At 35.8% G+C, this 17,757-nt stretch carries 14 protein-coding genes; 2 read left to right on the top strand and 12 right to left on the bottom strand.

Going from position 1 to position 17,757, the window contains the following annotated elements; genetic code table 11:
• Nucleotides 1–4 precede the first annotated feature (4 nt).
• From ICN38_RS03215 to rfbF, 4 genes are read right to left on the bottom strand one after another with little or no spacing between them, the layout of a single operon-like run.
• A complete protein-coding gene (locus ICN38_RS03215; protein ID WP_216255015.1) occupies nucleotides 5–550 on the bottom strand; it encodes a dTDP-4-dehydrorhamnose 3,5-epimerase family protein in 546 nt (181 codons plus the stop codon).
• Entirely contained in the window at nucleotides 551–1,885 is a 1,335-nt protein-coding gene (rfbH, locus tag ICN38_RS03210) for a lipopolysaccharide biosynthesis protein RfbH (RefSeq protein WP_216255012.1), read from the bottom strand. It lies immediately after the preceding gene.
• Complete coding sequence (gene rfbG / locus ICN38_RS03205; RefSeq protein ID WP_216255008.1) at nucleotides 1,882–2,955, bottom strand: CDP-glucose 4,6-dehydratase; 1,074 nt, start codon at nucleotides 2,953–2,955, stop codon at nucleotides 1,882–1,884. The genes rfbH and rfbG overlap by 4 nt, the downstream gene beginning before the upstream one ends.
• 3 nt (nucleotides 2,956–2,958) lie before the next feature.
• Nucleotides 2,959–3,732 (bottom strand): glucose-1-phosphate cytidylyltransferase, encoded by a 774-nt coding sequence (gene rfbF / locus ICN38_RS03200; protein WP_216255005.1) that lies wholly within the window; start codon nucleotides 3,730–3,732, stop codon nucleotides 2,959–2,961.
• A gap of 141 nt (nucleotides 3,733–3,873) precedes the next feature.
• Here rfbF and ICN38_RS03195 point away from each other — a divergent pair, with 141 nt between their 5' ends.
• A complete protein-coding gene (locus tag ICN38_RS03195; RefSeq protein WP_216255002.1) occupies nucleotides 3,874–5,829 on the top strand; it encodes a hypothetical protein in 1,956 nt (651 codons plus the stop codon).
• A 5-nt stretch (nucleotides 5,830–5,834) separates the two neighbouring features.
• On the opposite strand, the gene ICN38_RS03190 is transcribed toward ICN38_RS03195, so the two are convergent.
• From ICN38_RS03190 to ICN38_RS03175, 4 genes are all read right to left on the bottom strand, one after another.
• A complete protein-coding gene (locus ICN38_RS03190; RefSeq protein ID WP_216254999.1) occupies nucleotides 5,835–6,938 on the bottom strand; it encodes a hypothetical protein in 1,104 nt (367 codons plus the stop codon).
• Nucleotides 6,925–8,136: an MBOAT family O-acyltransferase gene (locus ICN38_RS03185; RefSeq protein ID WP_216254997.1), complete on the bottom strand. Its 1,212-nt coding sequence runs from the start codon at nucleotides 8,134–8,136 to the stop codon at nucleotides 6,925–6,927. The genes ICN38_RS03190 and ICN38_RS03185 overlap by 14 nt, the downstream gene beginning before the upstream one ends.
• Before the next feature lie 239 nt (nucleotides 8,137–8,375).
• Nucleotides 8,376–8,618 (bottom strand): acyl carrier protein, encoded by a 243-nt coding sequence (locus ICN38_RS03180; protein WP_216254994.1) that lies wholly within the window; start codon nucleotides 8,616–8,618, stop codon nucleotides 8,376–8,378.
• Nucleotides 8,619–8,625: 7 nt separating this feature from the next.
• Nucleotides 8,626–10,410 carry an HAD family hydrolase gene (locus tag ICN38_RS03175; RefSeq protein WP_216254992.1) on the bottom strand — a complete coding sequence of 595 codons (1,785 nt, stop codon included), beginning with the start codon at nucleotides 10,408–10,410 and terminating at the stop codon, nucleotides 8,626–8,628.
• 255 nt (nucleotides 10,411–10,665) lie between these two features.
• On the opposite strand from ICN38_RS03175, the gene ICN38_RS03170 reads away from it, so the two are divergent.
• Nucleotides 10,666–12,096 carry a MaoC/PaaZ C-terminal domain-containing protein gene (locus ICN38_RS03170; RefSeq protein ID WP_216254989.1) on the top strand — a complete coding sequence of 477 codons (1,431 nt, stop codon included), beginning with the start codon at nucleotides 10,666–10,668 and terminating at the stop codon, nucleotides 12,094–12,096.
• An 11-nt stretch (nucleotides 12,097–12,107) separates the two neighbouring features.
• Here the strand turns inward: ICN38_RS03170 and ICN38_RS03165 are convergent, their stop codons facing one another.
• From ICN38_RS03165 to ICN38_RS03150, 4 genes are read right to left on the bottom strand one after another with little or no spacing between them, the layout of a single operon-like run.
• The gene (locus tag ICN38_RS03165; RefSeq protein ID WP_216254984.1) at nucleotides 12,108–15,305 is read right to left on the bottom strand and encodes a class I SAM-dependent methyltransferase; all 3,198 of its coding nucleotides are present in this window, start codon (nucleotides 15,303–15,305) and stop codon (nucleotides 12,108–12,110) included.
• A gap of 14 nt (nucleotides 15,306–15,319) precedes the next feature.
• Nucleotides 15,320–16,249 (bottom strand): class I SAM-dependent methyltransferase, encoded by a 930-nt coding sequence (locus ICN38_RS03160; RefSeq protein WP_216254982.1) that lies wholly within the window; start codon nucleotides 16,247–16,249, stop codon nucleotides 15,320–15,322.
• A 32-nt stretch (nucleotides 16,250–16,281) separates the two neighbouring features.
• Nucleotides 16,282–17,421 (bottom strand): radical SAM protein, encoded by a 1,140-nt coding sequence (locus ICN38_RS03155; RefSeq protein ID WP_216254980.1) that lies wholly within the window; start codon nucleotides 17,419–17,421, stop codon nucleotides 16,282–16,284.
• Nucleotides 17,418–17,756: a hypothetical protein gene (locus tag ICN38_RS03150; RefSeq protein WP_216254978.1), complete on the bottom strand. Its 339-nt coding sequence runs from the start codon at nucleotides 17,754–17,756 to the stop codon at nucleotides 17,418–17,420. The genes ICN38_RS03155 and ICN38_RS03150 overlap by 4 nt, the downstream gene beginning before the upstream one ends.
• Nucleotide 17,757 lies beyond the last annotated feature (1 nt).

Genomic DNA, 17,757 nt, shown 5'->3' with positions numbered 1-17,757 from the left:
CGGCTTAGCTCGAGAAAGGGCTGTGAAATTCATTCATTCCAATAAAAGAGCTGTCTCTAGCTGAAATAATTGGGTTAATATCACCCCAATTGATTCCGGCAGAATCCCACCTTATTCCCGCATCAAAATTAGGTTCATACTCGGTTGAAACGTTATATAACAACATCGCTGATTCGCTAATAGTATAAAAGCCATGCGCAAGACCAACATCTATAAAAACTCCGTTGCGCTTTTCTGTGCTAAGTTGTACGATCGCATGCTGGCCATAAGTGGGTGAATTTATTCTTAAATCTACTACCACATCTACAACCTCACCGCTGAGACAACAAACAAGTTTCTGGTGCGCATGCGGCGGAAGCTGAAAATGAAGCCCGCGCAATACCCCTTTTTTTGAGATTGAGTAGTACTGCTCCTTCCAATTAGCATCGATACCCATGCTCAGGAAATTACTCTTTTGATAAGTTTTTACGAAAATACCTCTTGTATCTTCATTTACCTCAGGAAGAATCTCATAAAACCCATCAATTTTGGTTGCGATTTTAGAAAACACTTAATCAAACCCCAACCCCAACCCCAACCCCAAAAATTCTTCAATTTTAGCGGCAGAGAAATCTAGCATTTCTTCAGTTAAAGCCGGCTGAACCCCAATCCAAAAAGTATTTCTCATAATATGATCCGTATTGGTTAGCTCACCGCTGATACGAAAATTCCTGCCAAGCATATATGGTTGTCTAACTAGATTTCCAGCAAAAAGAAGGCGTGTACCAATTTTATTTTGATCTAAATATGCTAAAAGATCGACTCTAGAAACCGGTGCGTCATCCTTCAAAGTTATAGGAAACCCAAACCATGACGGATTCGAATGCTCCGTTGGAGTTGGTAAAACCAAGAATTCCTCGCAACTTTTTAAGCGTTCATGAAGATAACTATAGTTTTCTCTTCTTCGCGCTATAAAATTCTCTAATTTTGCAAGCTGCGCTAAACCACACGCTGCCTGCATATCAGTTATCTTTAAGTTATAACCTAAGTGACTATAGGTATATTTGTGATCATATCCTTCCGGCAACGATCCCAGCTTCCAACAAAAGCGCTTTCCACAAGTATTATCTTTCCCTGGGGGGCAATAACAATCCCTACCCCAATCTCTGAAACTTTCAGCAATATCTTTTAGCAATCGATTGTTGGTAAAAACAGCTCCGCCCTCACCCATTGTAATGTGATGAGCTGGATAAAAACTTAAGGTGCCAATATCACCAAATGTTCCAACAAATTGACCCTTATATGTAGATCCTAAGGCATCGCAAGTATCTTCGACCAGCCATAGATTATATTTTTTACATAGCGCAGTTACAACCTCGAGATTAAACGGATTCCCAAGAGTGTGTGCAAGCATGATAGCTTTAGTTTTAGGAGAAATTGCAGCCTCAATTTTTTGAGCGTCAATGTTATAGGTTCCCATTTCTACATCAACAAAAACTGGTATTGCACCAAATTGCAAAATGGGATTAACTGTTGTTGGAAAGCCTGCTGCCACTCCAATAACTTCATCACCTGGTTTAATTGCGCGATCTCCTAATTTTGGTGATGTTAACGTATTGAATGCTACTAAATTAGCCGAGGAGCCTGAATTTACTGTAATCAAATACTCCACGCCCAGAAACTTTGCTAACTTCCGCTCAAAATCCTCATTAAATCTTCCGGCTGTTAACCACCCATCAAGAGATGCAGAAACCATATTGCGAATTTCTGCATGATCTATTAATTTACCTGATGGAGGAATGATAGTTACTCCAGGCTCAAACTTTCCTAATGGGTGGGCAATCTTTGCATATTCATCTACCAGTTGAAGAATTTGACTCTCAATTTGCTCCAAGGATTTACTCATAATTTATTTATCTTTAATTTTTCAAAGTTAGTAATTTGCTCTAATGAAATTGCCCTCATATCATTACCAGCATTATGCAATTCTGACCAGTCAAGAGTTAGTCTCAGAGCGCTTAATATATCAAGGGTTGGGCTCCAATTTAATTTATCACGCGCCTTAGAAATATCGAGCTTTAAGTAATTTGCCTCATGCGGCTGAATATCGCTGTCATGCTTCCAAATTATTTTTTTATCGGTCATCATTTCGTTAATAGCTTCAATTACCCATGATACGGACTTGGCACCTTCATAGCTTGGTCCGAAATTCCACCCCTCGGAATATTCCTCTTTTTTAGCATACTGAGCTTCCGCCAGTTGTAGATAGCCACTTAGAGGGTCAAGAACATGTTGCCATGGACGGATAGCACTAGGATTACGAATATTTACTTCAGACTGAGAGTGGGACGCTCTTAATAAATCGGGCAACAAACGATCGCTTGACCAATCACCCCCGCCAATTACATTGCCCGCTCTTGCAGTAGCAATACCAACCCCTTCCCCTGATGAAAAAAAGGAGTTTCGATATGCAGCGACAGCTAGCTCAGCACAACCTTTGCTGTTGCTGTATGGATCAAATCCACCCATAGGATCAGATTCCCTGTATCCCCAAACCCATTCATTATTTTCATAACACTTATCAGAAGTTACACACACCACAGACTTTACGGAAGAGATATACCTCACCGCTTCCAGAATGTTAACTGTACCCATAACATTAGTAGAGTAAGTATCTAAAGGTGCGCGATAGGACTCTCGCACAAGGGATTGGGCGGCTAAATGAAAAACAAATTCAGGTTCGGAATTCTCGAGGGCTTCTTTTAATTGATCAAAATGCCTAATATCGCCAATAATAGACTGCATACCTTGCGACACATTTGCAACCTCAAAGAAGCTCGGGTTTGTAGGTGGATTGAGCGCAAATCCCGTAACATTTGCACCTAAATTTTGAAGCCAAAGAGACAGCCAGCCACCCTTAAATCCTGTGTGCCCAGTAATAAATACTTTCTTATTATTCCAAAAGTTGGTATTCAATTTTCACTTCCAGATTTTCCAGGGGGCAACATCCCTTTGCCACAAAGATTCAAGAATCTCTTTATCGCGAATAGTATCCATGGGCTGCCAGAACCCGTGGTGGAAAAAGGCTGAGAATTGCTTTTCTTTTGCCAAGCTTTCCATTGGCTCGCGCTCCCATAGTGTCTCATCATCTTTAATACGATCAATAACCTGAGGAGACAGGACAAAAAAACCACCGCTAATCCAACTACCATCTCCGTGAGGTTTTTCTTCAAAATTAACAATGTCGGAACCATTTAAGGTGATAGCTCCAAAGCGGCCAGGAAGTTGAGTGGCTGTGACTGTGGCAAGCTTGCCCTGAGCCTCATGGAACTTAACCAATGCCGAAATATCAATATTCCCAACACCATCGCCATAAGTAAAACAAAATGCCTTCTCATCCCTCAAATAGGGCGCAACTCTCTTGAGTCGACCTCCGGTCATAGTAGCTTCACCAGTATCGACCAAAGTTACCTTCCATGGTTCAGCATTTTTGTGATGAACTTTCATAGAATTGTTACTCATATCGAATGTAATATCCGACATATGTAAAAAGTAATTATTAAAATACTCTTTAATTAAATAACCCTTATATCCACAGCAAATAATAAAATCATTAATCCCGTGTGCAGAATATATTTTCATGATATGCCAAAGGATTGGTTTACCACCAATTTCTATCATCGGCTTTGGCTTTAGATGCGTTTCTTCGGAGATCCGAGTTCCTAAGCCGCCCGCAAGAATTACAGCCTTCATTTGCCAGTCCATTTAAATGATTTTCTACACAGTATTATAATGCCCTAAAACATAAAAATGATCTCTTTCAATAAAACTCTAAGTATTCCCATCGCCGGCCTATTTACTGGCATTGGACTTCTTATCTATGGCTTATTGAATATGAAGTACGAGATTGATCTGGGGCCCATTGAGCTATTTGTATTTATCTTTCCGCTAATTTTTTTACCAGCATTTTTTCTATCATTTCCACCATTTCTTTTGCTGGGATGGCTGCTGATGGCGATAGTAATTTTAAGTGGGAATTTTCCCGGACTAATCATCATCTTACTTATTTCATATTCATCTTATATCCTCGGAAAAGCATGCATATGTAAATTAAAACTCCAGGCAATTGATCCTTGCATTACTTTTTTAATTGGTATTGGTCTTTTTGGAACTGCAATTGGCCTAGGGGCGCATCGTGCAATTGCTTATCCAGGAATATATGGCGTATTAATCTTATTACCCCTTCTACTATTTCCATGGCACGTACATGCATTAAACTTTAAAAAATTATTAGGATTTTATAAAGAGTATAGAAATTCTGAAAATGAAAAATTAATCTTAACAATTAACTCTTTATCCGCTGCTATCGGCGTTATATATTTTTTATATTGCCTCTTACCAGAACTTGGATACGATGCATTGGTGTATCACCTATTTATACCGGCCCAAATGGCGCACAAGCATTTTTGGGGATTTGATGTTGAAAAATATATCTGGGCAGTTTTTCCTCTCCTGGGAGACTGGATTTACTCTCTCTCATTTGTTCTTTCTGGAGAGAGCGCCACGAGAATTTTCAATTATTTTTTTATGTTAATCGGCGCACGAATAGTATTTTTAATATCCAAGGAATTAGGGCTTAGTTCAACAGGAAAATTTCTCAATGTATTGATTTATTTTTCATGCCCACTAACTTTTGCAGTGACTAGCACCCTTTATGTGGAGACTATTTGGGGAGCATATTTCATGGCTGCATGCTATTTTATTATTAAACTTACGAAACCAAGTGGGGTAAATCCCAAAATTATTCTAATAGTTTCTATGTTGCTAGCACTTTCAGCGGCAACTAAGATGTCAACTATAGTATTGCTACCCACGGTTTTTATGGCTCTACTGATATTTACATCGATTTTTTATAAATCAAACTCAAGGGTAGTTATATATAGTGTATTTATTTTTCTACCGATTGGACTAGTACCCAATATTACCGCCTTTATTAAAACTGGAAACCCCTTCTTTCCAATTTTAAACAATATATTCAAGTCGCCGTATTTTTTTCCGGAAAATTTCACGCCCCCTCACAATCAAGGAATTGGTTTTGACACTCTTTATAAAATAACTTTCAATACAGGTCTTTATTTAGAATCTTATGTTGGCGGTATAGGTTTTCATCTTATCTTGCTAACACCACTATTGATAGTTTGCATAGTTTTTGGCATCCTCAAAAATAGAAAACTACAATCTCTTTTATTCATTTGCATTGTTGGGATTATTAGCATTTTCATCACTACCTCATATGTGAGATATGCATACCCCCTCTTCACGATGCTTGGAATTTGCTGTGTAGCTGCGATTGAGCTATTGGACTGTAAGCCTGCTACAAGAACTCCAATGAGAATTTTAGTAGTTTGCATTGGACTTATGAATGTCATCTTCTTAACAAACAGTTCGGCTGGTTATAGAATTTTTAATCTACCAGCCATAATTTCTAATACTAAAAAGCATAGCTACTTAATGCGTATGAATTCGCTACGAGTAGCTATTGACATAGTTAATGGTCTTAATGAAAAAAATATGCCCGTGGCATGCTTCTCACAGCCATTGGTTGCAGGTCTCAAGGCAGATGCATTGCACCCAAACTGGTATAACGCTAAATTTCAGAATAAGGCTATAGAGGCAAACACAACAGAAAAAATGAGAGAGCTCCTAAAAGAATACCGCGTTAATTATGTGATTATTCAGGATGGTGCTCCAATCTTAACGCAGAACCCAGGGATCAAAAAAATCCTAGAGGAAGCAACTAAACTGACAGTAGAAATTGATCCCTACTTACAAATTCGTAGCGTCAATTGATAAGGTTACTTAGAAATATATTCAACCAATGTATTTGAAATCTGGTTGCTTAATGCGGCCCTTCCATCAGCATTGAGATGATTTGGATCCCAGAAATATTTAGGATCTTCTAGGCTTAAAAATGCATTTTCAGGAATTATGTATAAATTTTCGTTTTTGAAATGTTTATCATCTACGAGCATATCAAAATTTGCATCTTGATTAATTGCTGGCACAGGTGTTGAAGGCATTCTAAGTAAGATTATTTTTGTTTTGCTATGACTATATCGATTAATTATCCGACTTAGCCAATACTGAGAATATTCTTTGCTACTACTTAATAATTCATCAGAAGTTGTGCTCGATTTAATAACTAAATTTTGTATTGCCTTTTTCTGATCAGCATTGAACCTCTCGGGATACTTCATAATATTGGCTCGACGATCGTATGATAAGCCGACCATATTATCTGGATTACCTTTATATGCATCACTAAAATTTAACCCCGTAGCCTTTTTCCACTTATAGGTCTCAATCCTATTTCTTGGGTGCAAAATCAGATCCATAAAATCTTTACTATATTGCGAGGCAGAAACAAAAATGGGTGATGTAATCATTATTTTATTTTTGACCCCTTCCTGATGAAATATAAAATCTAAATAAGCCTTAGTAGATATATTGGGTGCAAGAAAATCAGCATCTAGCACTCTAGAATTTAATCCTGCATCTGCAGGAGGTGCATTTCGATAGCTGGGCAAGGTAATAACAATAGCTTTAAAGCGATCTTGATTTGGATCCCACTGCTCAAGAAGGTAACACCAAGTCCTAAGAGTCGAGCCTCCAATTCCAGCATTAAAAAACTCAATTCCCAATTTCTTTGACGTCAAATTTGCTTGTTGATGACTGAAACCCTCGTTAATTCTGGAATCCCCCATAATCAAGATTGAATTTTCTGGGTTAAATTTTCCTGCGATTACGCTATTAGAAATATGTTGAGCAAATCCCTGCATAGAGGACATTGTCAAAAACTTTGCATATAGTCCAGATCTGAAAACTATTAAATCTATTAGTAAAAATAATAGAACACTTAATAATAAGGACTGTTTTATGCTTAACCTAGAAGCGGGCATATATAAATTGATTTGAATTATTTGATGCCAACAAAATTAATAAAATTGCACTAATCGAGTATATAAAAATACCAGCAATTGGCACTTTAGAATTAATAGAATCCCTCTTATTCATATCACTATTCTTGAATCCGGAAAAACTAAAGCCTAAAATAAAACCCATGATGGAGGCTACTGATGCAGGTAAATAGAGATCGTAGGGAATAACCTTCCAAAATTCACCATCAACAATCTTAAACTCCATTAATACAGCAATAAATTGGGTTGCAACTTCGATACTTTGGGACCTAAATATAATAAGTGCGAGAACGACAAGGTGAAAAGTTAAGAGGATGCCAATGATATTACCGATGGGAATAGCGCGAGGATACTTTTTAAAAAAATAATCCCTTTTTCTTGCCGAAAGTAGGGTCAGAATCAATAGAGTTCCGTGAAAAATACCAAAAAGAAGAAAAGTTAAATTTGAGCCATGCCAGATACCGATAATAATCATATTGATCATTAGCGCTATAGACACCCCTAAAATCCCAAGATTTCTAAGACTCATTTGGAGGGGCTCAAAAATATAATCCCTCAACCAATTAGTCAAACTCATATTCCATCTCTGCCAAAATATTTGCATATTAGTTGCAGAGAATGGCCTATTAAAATTCTGCGGCCCCAAAATTCCAAATATCAAACCCACTCCTATTGAGATGTGTGTTAGGCCTGAAAAATCTGCAAAAAGTTGTATGGTGTACGCATAACTTGACAATAAAACCACTAGAGAACCATCTCTAAAATGCTGGTCCAAATACTCCACCATGGGCCCTATATGGTCGGCCAACACTACCTTTTCAAAAAATCCTAATAAAATCCACTTTGTGGCTATATCAAAACGATTCCAATTGATTCTACAAAAATCTGCACTATCCACTTGCTCAAAAAACTCGGGAGCCCTTTGAATGGGTCCGCTTAGTATTTGCGGAAAAAACCCCAAGAATAAAGCAACTTTTATAAAACTTTTCTCAACAGGGATACTCTCCCAATAGACGTCAAGAAGATAACTTAAAGCCTTAAATATGTAATATGAAATTCCAATTGGAATTAAGATCTCGCTAAAGTTAATTCTTATGAGATTTAATTCGGGTAATTGGTCAAATAAACTAGAAAATTTATAAACAACAAGAATGGCTGTAATTAGAACTATTGATGCCACTAAAGCGATACACTTTTTTCTATCATTTTTGATATGACATACTACAATCGCAGCATAATAAGTAAAAATGCTAATCGAAATTAAAAGTACCAGGTGCTGGACATTCCAGGAGGCATAAAAAACATATGATGCTAATAATAGAAATATTGCCTTATACCTTATGGGCAATATAAAAATTAATGTCGAACTCAATAATAAAAATATTGCAAAAAGACCACTTGTGTAAGACATGTTTTTATTTAATTGATTTTGGAAATAACTAAATCTACTATCTCACCCACATTTTTTAATTTTTTTACTTCTCTTGTTGTAAAACTTACTTTAAATTTTTGCTCAATAGCTACTATTAAGTTGATGTGGTTTAGGGAGTCCCAATTCTCAACATCAGATGCAACAGTAGCATCATTTAGACTTAAGGCATCTAGACTCAACACATCTAAAAACAAAGTTGTAAGCTCTTCATATACTTGATCGCGATTCATCATGCTCCTACGTATTTTCAGTTTTTATCGTTGCTTTCATAAGGCATTTTCTTTTTGAGTATACGTCAACAGCTAAAGCCCACTTGGAAAATCCATCAGCCCGCTCTTCAATGCATTCAAAACCAAATTTTTCATAGAAGCCCTTCACCATAGCATTTTTGCTGGTTGGGAGATACTCACCAACCACACGTGATGCGCCCTTATCATGAGCAATCTCAAATATTCGGTTCATTGCATAGTGCTCAACACCCCGCTGAAGGACTCTGCAGCTCATTAGATACTCATCAATATAGATTTCAGAGCTCTCAAACTTTAATATGGAGACGCAAATTAATCCATAACCACCAAATTTATCTGACAGACTTAGAGTAAAAGGATAGTAGTGCAAATCATTAGTAGATAGTTCAAGACATTCTGACTCTGAATATCTCCGGGTTGTTAAATTAAATTGATTACTCCTTTGGATCAACTGAGCAATTCTCGGTAGATTAAATGAATTAAACCTTTCTTCGATAATTTCCATATCAAGAGAGATCAAATATTCGTCTACGCTATCAAAATTTGCTTTCAATTGTGTTCGTTGTGCCTCAACCTTATACATTTCAGCACGATCAATATCTAATGCGGAAAAGGTAGTTGACTCGAATAGATTTAAGGAGCTCAAATAACGAACATATGATTCTGGATCTTCCGGTAACTCAGGAACAATAACATCGGGCAATATTCCCCGCACCAAGTTTCTTTCGAATGGGTTGTCATCTAAAAAAACCATTGAGTCAAAGCCAATGTTTAGGATCTCTTGAATTGCCTTAATATTGGAAGCTTTATCTTGCCAGTTCGCTATAAAAACCGATATGTCAGACTCTTTAAGAACCATATCAGGATGCTCATTAAATGGTTTTAAAGCATTATTCACATCATTTTTACTGCAAACCGCTAAAATAATTCCTCGGTTTTTAAGCGTTAAAGCAAATAATTGCAACTGAGAAAATGCGTAACCATCTTCATAATCCCCAAGACGTATACCTTCTAGCCCATCATCCCCAATAATCCCACCCCACAAGGTATTATCTAGATCAAGTATTACGCATTTAACAATCTTCCCAGTACTAGCTAAAATAATATCTAATATATTTTTAGCCAAAATTGGCATTGCCTCTAGCGCACATGGCGCCTTTGCCATCAGCCATAATTTCTCATCAAACCAATTTTTTCTGCCAACTTCTGATGATAAGTAATCAATATCATTAATTAATATATCCTTGCGCAACCTAGCTTCTTCAACAATTCTATCGTTAACCTCGCGTATTCTAGAGCTTAATGAATTAGGCACCATAAGCTCATAATTACCAAATGCTCTCTCAGCAGGCATAACAAAAGTTGATTGAATAATCGGAATATTCAATTTTTTTCTAATTGCGTCCCAAATAACAGTTATATTTTCAACGGACTGATTTACAACCTCAGGATTATTAATATCGTAAAGTCGATTCTTTAGTTTTTGAGTTTGTTGAATTATGAAGACGAATTCTGGGTTAAATGTGTATAAATTAGAATTTTCATCTATTGCTTCCATTTCAATATTGTCAAAATCGCCTTCGTATATCTCAATATTAAAACCACGCTCACGTCCAAGGATACTTAGTATTCTTGATAAATGCTGCAATGAACAGTCCGCCAAAAAAGCTACTCGAATTATTCTTAATCCCTCGTAGCTTAGGCTTTTTCCAGTCTTGATAATTTCAAAATAACTTTGTTTTTCCAACATAGAATTAGCGATCATAGTTTTCATGTTAATTAAGCTTATTTTGGACAATCATAACAAAATATCATATAGCTGCAGTCGAAAATATGCGCTTTAGACCTTGATTTCTATAACTTTAATCTTTTATCCATACCCTTAATTTAAGCTTACTCTAGAGTTTTCACATCACTTGCTACTTTTAAAACTATTAACAACCTTTACTGATTGATATAGTAAAATAATTATCTCGATTTTTAAGATAAACATAGATAATTCATAGTATGTAAAGTAAAATTAAAAAAAATGAGCCATTCTAAATTTGGTCTTTTTCTAAGCGCTAAAAAATTTACTTTAGATGATCAATTTTTATTTGCGCGTCTATCAGGTGACTTTAACCCCATTCATGTTGATATAATCTATTCTAGAAGAACACTCTATGGTCATTGCATTGTTCACGGAGTTAATGCCTCAATGTGGGCAATTGATGCACTGATAAAAAAAATAGGTATCTATCCATCTTCGTATAAATGTAAATTTAAAAAACCTATTTTTCTGGATGAAAGTGTATCTTGTTATTGGAATGATACTAACAAGATACTAACTATCGCAACTGGCGATATAGAAGTCACTACGATCAGCATTGTTTCTTCGTTAATTACAGTTGATAATATTAATTATGATGACTTAAAATTTCAACATCGATTTGACAAGTCAACCGAACCCATAAATCTATCTCCCTCTGATTATCTGAGTGTTGAAAAGATTCAAAATTGGATTCCATCTGGTGAGATAGAACTAGCAAAATCTTTATTTCCATTTTTTTGTAAATATCTAGGGCTATACACTGTCTTAGAAATTTCAACTCTCTCTAAAATTGTAGGCATGCAATACCCGGGCTTACATTCACTTTTTGCGTCATTAAATATTCAATTATTTATGCCTAGTGATGTACGCTCTTTCATGATTACCAATTTTGATGCACGGTTCAACAAGGTTGATCTTCATGCTAAAGGGAAATTAATCTCAGCATCAATTGAAGCTTTTTTCCGCCCTCAACCCACAAAAAGTGAATCATTATTTAATTTATCTAAACTAGTCCATAAAAATGAATTTCATAAAGTAAGGGCCTTAATTATTGGTGGCTCAAGAGGCATAGGAGAGGTAGTTGCGAAACTGATTTGCGCTGGAGGGGGAAGTGTTACCTTAACTTACCATGTTGGACTAAGTGATGCTAAGAATCTTTCTTCAGAAATTCAAGCTGCTGGAGGAAACTGTAACTATATCCAATATTCAATTCAGACACATCCAGAGGATATAAATCTCCCAACTTCATTTAATCAAATCTATTATTTTGCATCGCCAAAAATATTGGCCGAATCTTCGAAAATAAATAATGAAGGTTTGGTTTCTAATTATATTAATTATTATGTTGAAGGTTTTGACAAGATATGTAATTATTTCTCGAAACATAGTCCTAGCATTTCTATATATTATCCATCTACGGTATATATTGACGAGCCTACTAATGAATTTACAGCTTACATAAATGCAAAATTACTGGGTGAGGGGATTTGTAAAGAATATAATTTTAAAAAAATCATTCACGTTATATCGAATCGACTACCCAGACTTCCATCAGACCAAAATCAAGGCATCATTCCAGAAGATCTTGCTGACATTCCAGTTACTATAATACCTATAATAAGAAGTATGACCCTGAAAAAGTCGAAATGACATGAAAGATATTAAGCTAAAGTATCATCATATAACTTTAAATCATGGGGACTTACCTTAACAGGAATTCCAATCGAGGAAAATAACTCAACTAATCTACTTGATGCATATTTACTACCCCAAAGAGCTTGGGCATGCACTATAGAATTACTGGATAGCTTACTCCAAAGTTTGGGATCCCTGATAAGCTTATCAATTGCCTGTGCAATCTCATGAGGCTGATCAGCTATCATTGCATTTTCCATATCAATAAGATCCATTCCTTCGGATGCTAGTTTTGTTACCACGCTGGGCAGGCCAATGGTCATGGCATTTGCTATTTTGCCTTTGATTCCAGCACCAAATCTTAATGGGGCAATGTTTACCAATTTATTAGATAAAATTTCATTCAGATTTGCTACATATCCAAGTATATTAATATTTTTAGATTCTAATTTAGTAATTTCAACTGGTATATTTGAGCCAATAATTGTTAATATTAAATCAGGGTGATACTTTAAAAGCATTGGCATCACCTCATTAACAAAGTAAAGTACAGCGTCTTGATTTGGTGCATGAGAAAATCCTCCAACAAATACTAAACCCTCACGGAGGGAATATGGTTTTATATTTTTATATGTCTCTAAAATAAGTCCTAAGGTAAAAATATTTTTATCAGGCATTTCTTTTTGCAATGCCTTTGCGTCATCGTTTGTTACTGCAATTGTGACATCAACCTCATTAACGGCCTTAAATTCTAACGCCTTCATTTTAAGAGCATCACTCATAATTGAGTCACTTGACTTTGTAAGTGACTCTCGCATCATCCTAATGAAATGAAGATCAATTGTGTGAAAAATTAATTTTGCCTCAGGGCAATATTGCTTAATTAGTTCTACGACATTAATTAAGCAATCAGGACGCACCATCATTACTACCTGATATCTTAATCCTAAAATTTTTAAATGCTCCTCTACATTTTTTACATATGGAGCATATACAACCTCGATACCAACTTTTTGCAGTCTTTGCGTATGTTTCTCTACATTGATCATGGCTGCTGAGGCTATGAATGTAACTTGAAAGCCTAAATCTCTCAACAGCACACATAAGTTAAAGATTAGCAAAGAGCCAGCATCTTGGTCAGGAGTTAGAGTATTATTGTCAACTACTAATATACGTTTTTTATGCATTCTATCTTTTGCATCATCTAGACCCTCTCCGGGCAGCTGATGATTCTCTAATTTTTTTTCCCATCGTTGATAAAATTTATTTTTATTAATTTCTTGATATGCTTTAACACCAGATTTAATATCAGTACCTGAGCTTACACCTTCATAATGAATAACAACTGACTGTGGCTGGTAGATAACTCGATACCCTCTTTCCCGTAATTTAAATGCTATATCAACATCTTCATAATAAGCAGGCACATAGCGCTCATCAAAACCACCTAGAGAATCAAATATATTCTTAGGAATCATGATTGATGCGCCAGAACAATAATCAACCTCACGTGCATAATTAAATACAGGATCGAGCGAATTTGCATTTCGCCCGAAATTCCATGCACTACCATCCCGCCAAATAATTCCTCCAGCCTCTTGCAATCTTCCATCAGGATAAATTAATTTGGACCCAACCAAACCGGTCCCAGGGAAATATTTAAAAGTTTCAACTAATACATCCAGCCATTCAGGGAAAACTTCAACGTCATTATTCAAGAAATATAAATATTTTCCTTTGGCAACGCTAGCTCCAATATTACATGATGAAATAAAGCCTTTATTTTCAAAGCTGTTTACCAAATTAATCCCTTGAATATTTTCCAGAATATCCTTAGTGGCATCCAAGGAGCAATCATTTATAACGATGATCTCAAAGCTATTCTTTGGTGTGTTGTGAAATATCGATAACAGGGCGCACAGGGTATAGTCAATTTTCCCATAGACTGGAATAATAATTGACACTATTGGAGATGACGACACATATTGTCTACAGTTTAGATCTTTAAGGATTTTAGAGAGAATATCTACTCTTTGATCCAAGGTCAAATGCTCTACCTTTTTAAATTCACTGGATCCACCTATCTTAGCAATTAATCTTAGTCCATCAGATTTAATCAGCTTCTCGTATTGACCCGATTCACTGCCATTTATATATTTCCAAATCTTATTTTTATTTTTTTCTGAAAGGAAAACTTTTGGGTTATTTATAAAAAGCTCTAAATAACGATTTAGTTGTTGTTTGGGAGACTTGAGCCACCTGTTTAACTCTCTAACTGGTAAAGTAATTTTCCATGATCTTGAATTTATAACATTGAGGAGGTCAATTTGAAGTTTATTTTTTGTATTTTCTGCTTCATACATTAATGCAGACTTTGTTCGCAATTCTCTTTGTAAATTTTGTATAGTTATCTTGAGCTTATTAAATTTAGTAACTTCATTTTGCTCATCTTTTAAAGTCAATTCTATATTTAATAATTCAAGTAGTTTTTGTATAACAAATTTATCTTTTTCGTAATTACTTAAGTTATTTCCCACTTCAGTAAAATACTTGAACACAGTGTTTTCTTTTTCAGGTGATTGAAACAACCACTCAAACCTTTTTTCATCTAGGTTTTTGTTGATACATAAAATTCCCAATCCATTTGAGTGAGTAAATTCAAGATTGTGCTTGTAACTATTTTTTAATTCTTGCCATAGCCTCCAAACACCAAAGTCAGCAGAGTGAACTTGAGTATCATGAAAAAGCACAATTGCATTTTCAGTTAATTTTGGCAGCCAACTTTCGAAATCATGCTTGACTGCATCATAGGTATGTAACCCATCGATATGTAATAGATCAATTGACTTATCTTCAAATTCAGCTATAGCTGAGTCAAAAGTCATTCTCAAAAGAGTGGAGAAATTTGAGTACTGCTTATTATTTACCAAAACCTCCTCATACACATCATTACCATATTCACCAGCATGAGGATCGCCAATCCAAGTATCGATCGCATAACACTTTGTAGGAATACCTTGTTCTTTTACGGACTGGCAAAACGAAAAATATGAGTTTCCAGAATGCGTACCAAGTTCAACAAAAATATTAGGGCGACATTCTTTGATCAAAAAATTTGCAAAATGCAAATGTCCTACCCAAGAAAGCGGTTGACCTATCCATTCAGGAGTAAACCCTATAGCATCTACAATTCTTGAGTCAAGCGTATCTGAAATATCACCCATACTATTCCTCATCATTAGTTTACTAGTTTAAAAATTAACTGCATCTGCCCTATATGGCCATACTTCTCAGATAAGTAAAGCTCAATATTTGCTTCGTTAAATCCATTTAACTTCATGTTTGATAATAAATCCCAGCCAAAATCATTAAAAACTAAAGCCCCTTTTTCGGATAGAGGGTTGCCGTGAAATTCGGGTTGCAATAAGTTTACGATTTGGTTATTTTCAATTATCGCTCTCTTAATTGAATAGTCATGATGATCATAAAAAGGAATAGTAGCCAGCATCTCACCTCCGGGTTTCAAAACTCTGCTGCACTCTTTAAAAGCAATATCTGGATTTGGCACATGCTCAAATACATCATTGCTAATAATCAGATCAAATTCATTATCTTTAAAACTTAGCATTTCTACATTCTCATGCTGAATTCCATTAATAATTTCTCCGCCCTTGTACTCATATCCAAGGTATTCACTTCCAGTTATTCGATGTCTGCTTCCTAAGTATTTTTTAGCCCACAGATATATTGGGGTCACTTGCTCCATAAAATAGATGGAAAGTCTTTTATTTTTAGCTTTTTGCATTATTAATCCAGCAATCAATCTTTGCCGATTATTCATTCTGCAATACTTACACTCCATGCGTTCACGCCAATTAGGTCTCAAAATGCCATTTTTTACTTCTCCACCAAATTGACCATCAACAATAAATTCAGTTTTTTTCTTGCAAGGAATGCAATACCCATGAACAGTAAATATATTTAGATTTGATTTTTGAATTAGATATTTGCATAACAATATATCTTTTTGTACATTCTCCCCGCTTTTTACCTTCTCAAACAATACACGTGAGGCTATTGAGGTAATTGGCACTAAAGATAAACTACTTCCCCTATTACTTTCAATTAAAGTTTGTATTTTTTCTTGTAACCTAGAAAATATATTCATGTGATGTAACGCTAAATAATTTTTTAGGGATTTTATAAAAAATTATAATGAAGGGGCTTTACTCCCCCCCCCGGTTGAATCAATTGAATTTTTTTAGCGTGATTATCGAGTGCGACACTCACATAGTGTTGAATTGGAAGCGTACCCATCATTGTGCGAGCATCAAATGCTGGGGATGCTAAATAATTCATTGCTCTCCAATAACGTTCTGAATTCCAGATATCCTTGAAGCGTTCTTCTGTGAAATTACCAATATGCAACTTAGAGTAGCGCGCATTAAAGAACATACCAGATGGGGCTACCAAACCACTGCCACTAATCTGCAGCAAAAATTGTGGGCCATAAAAGCGACTATAGGAGGGTTTATCGCCATCTTTGATTTTATCCCACTTCACAATTACTTTAGTTTTATCGTTACTCATTGATTCGGCTTGTTCAAGCAGTCCATGCAACGATTCATATTCTTGATAATTAATTCCTAGAGTATGGGATTCATCGTCTGAACAATGTTTTATTACTGCATAATCCACTCCTAAGTCTAGGCCCAATTGAGCGAATGGGATAATTTCATCTTTCAAATGAGGCATTAAAACCATTTGAATACCAAGCGTTACTGATAGGTTATTTCTTCTCTTTAAATCAACAGCATATTTAATATTTTGGATTGCACGATCAAAGACTTCAGTATGTTCAGGACCCTTGTACATTACTGTAGCGTAACCTTCGGGTGTTCCTGCTGCAACAGTGAAACGTACCCATGTTAAATATGGCAATACTGCTTCAATTTTTTCTGGGCCCCATTCCCATCCATTGGTTGCATTGCCAACATCAATTCCCAGCTTCGATGCATGTTGAATAAAGGGGACATATGCTTTGGCTAGCGTACTTTCGCCATCAGAAACTAAAGATACACTTTTAATTCCAATCTCCGCAAAATCATCTAGTAAATTTAAAGCGTGATTTACTTTGATGCTACTTCTAGCCTGTGATTCCTGCATCATCGCATAGCAAAATGAGCACATTGCTCCACATGCTCTTGTTAATGACATATCAACACTTACAGGAGCAATTCTTTCTCCTGCTGACCAGGCATTAACTCGGTCCATGTGATAGGACAATTTATGAGAATCAAGGATTAATTCACCTTCTTGGGTTTGAACTGATGCACTCATTCTTTTACCTGAATCCCTCTTAAATTACGTAATGAATTTTTATCTCCCAAGGGTTCTAGCCATACCGTAAGAGAATGATCTATATCTGTCTTTAATACTTCCTCAAAATCTAATAATATAGTTCCCCTTTCACTTGCGGAAACTGGCTCAGCAAACCGGATGATAATTTGACCATCTTTATTTGCGGCAATTGGGATAATTAACAGCTTGCCTTCGAAATCATGCTTTCTTAGGGTTTCTTTAATTTTTGCCAGTCTATTCGCCCCAGACATTTCATGCCATTCAACCGAGGGCTTTGGAGTTTCTATAAATGCGTATTGCAACTTATTTTCCATT

The sequence above is a fragment of the Polynucleobacter sp. AP-Melu-500A-A1 genome (assembly GCF_018882125.1).
Classification (GTDB): domain Bacteria; phylum Pseudomonadota; class Gammaproteobacteria; order Burkholderiales; family Burkholderiaceae; genus Polynucleobacter.
This window is presented reverse-complemented; position numbering and strand designations above follow the sequence as displayed.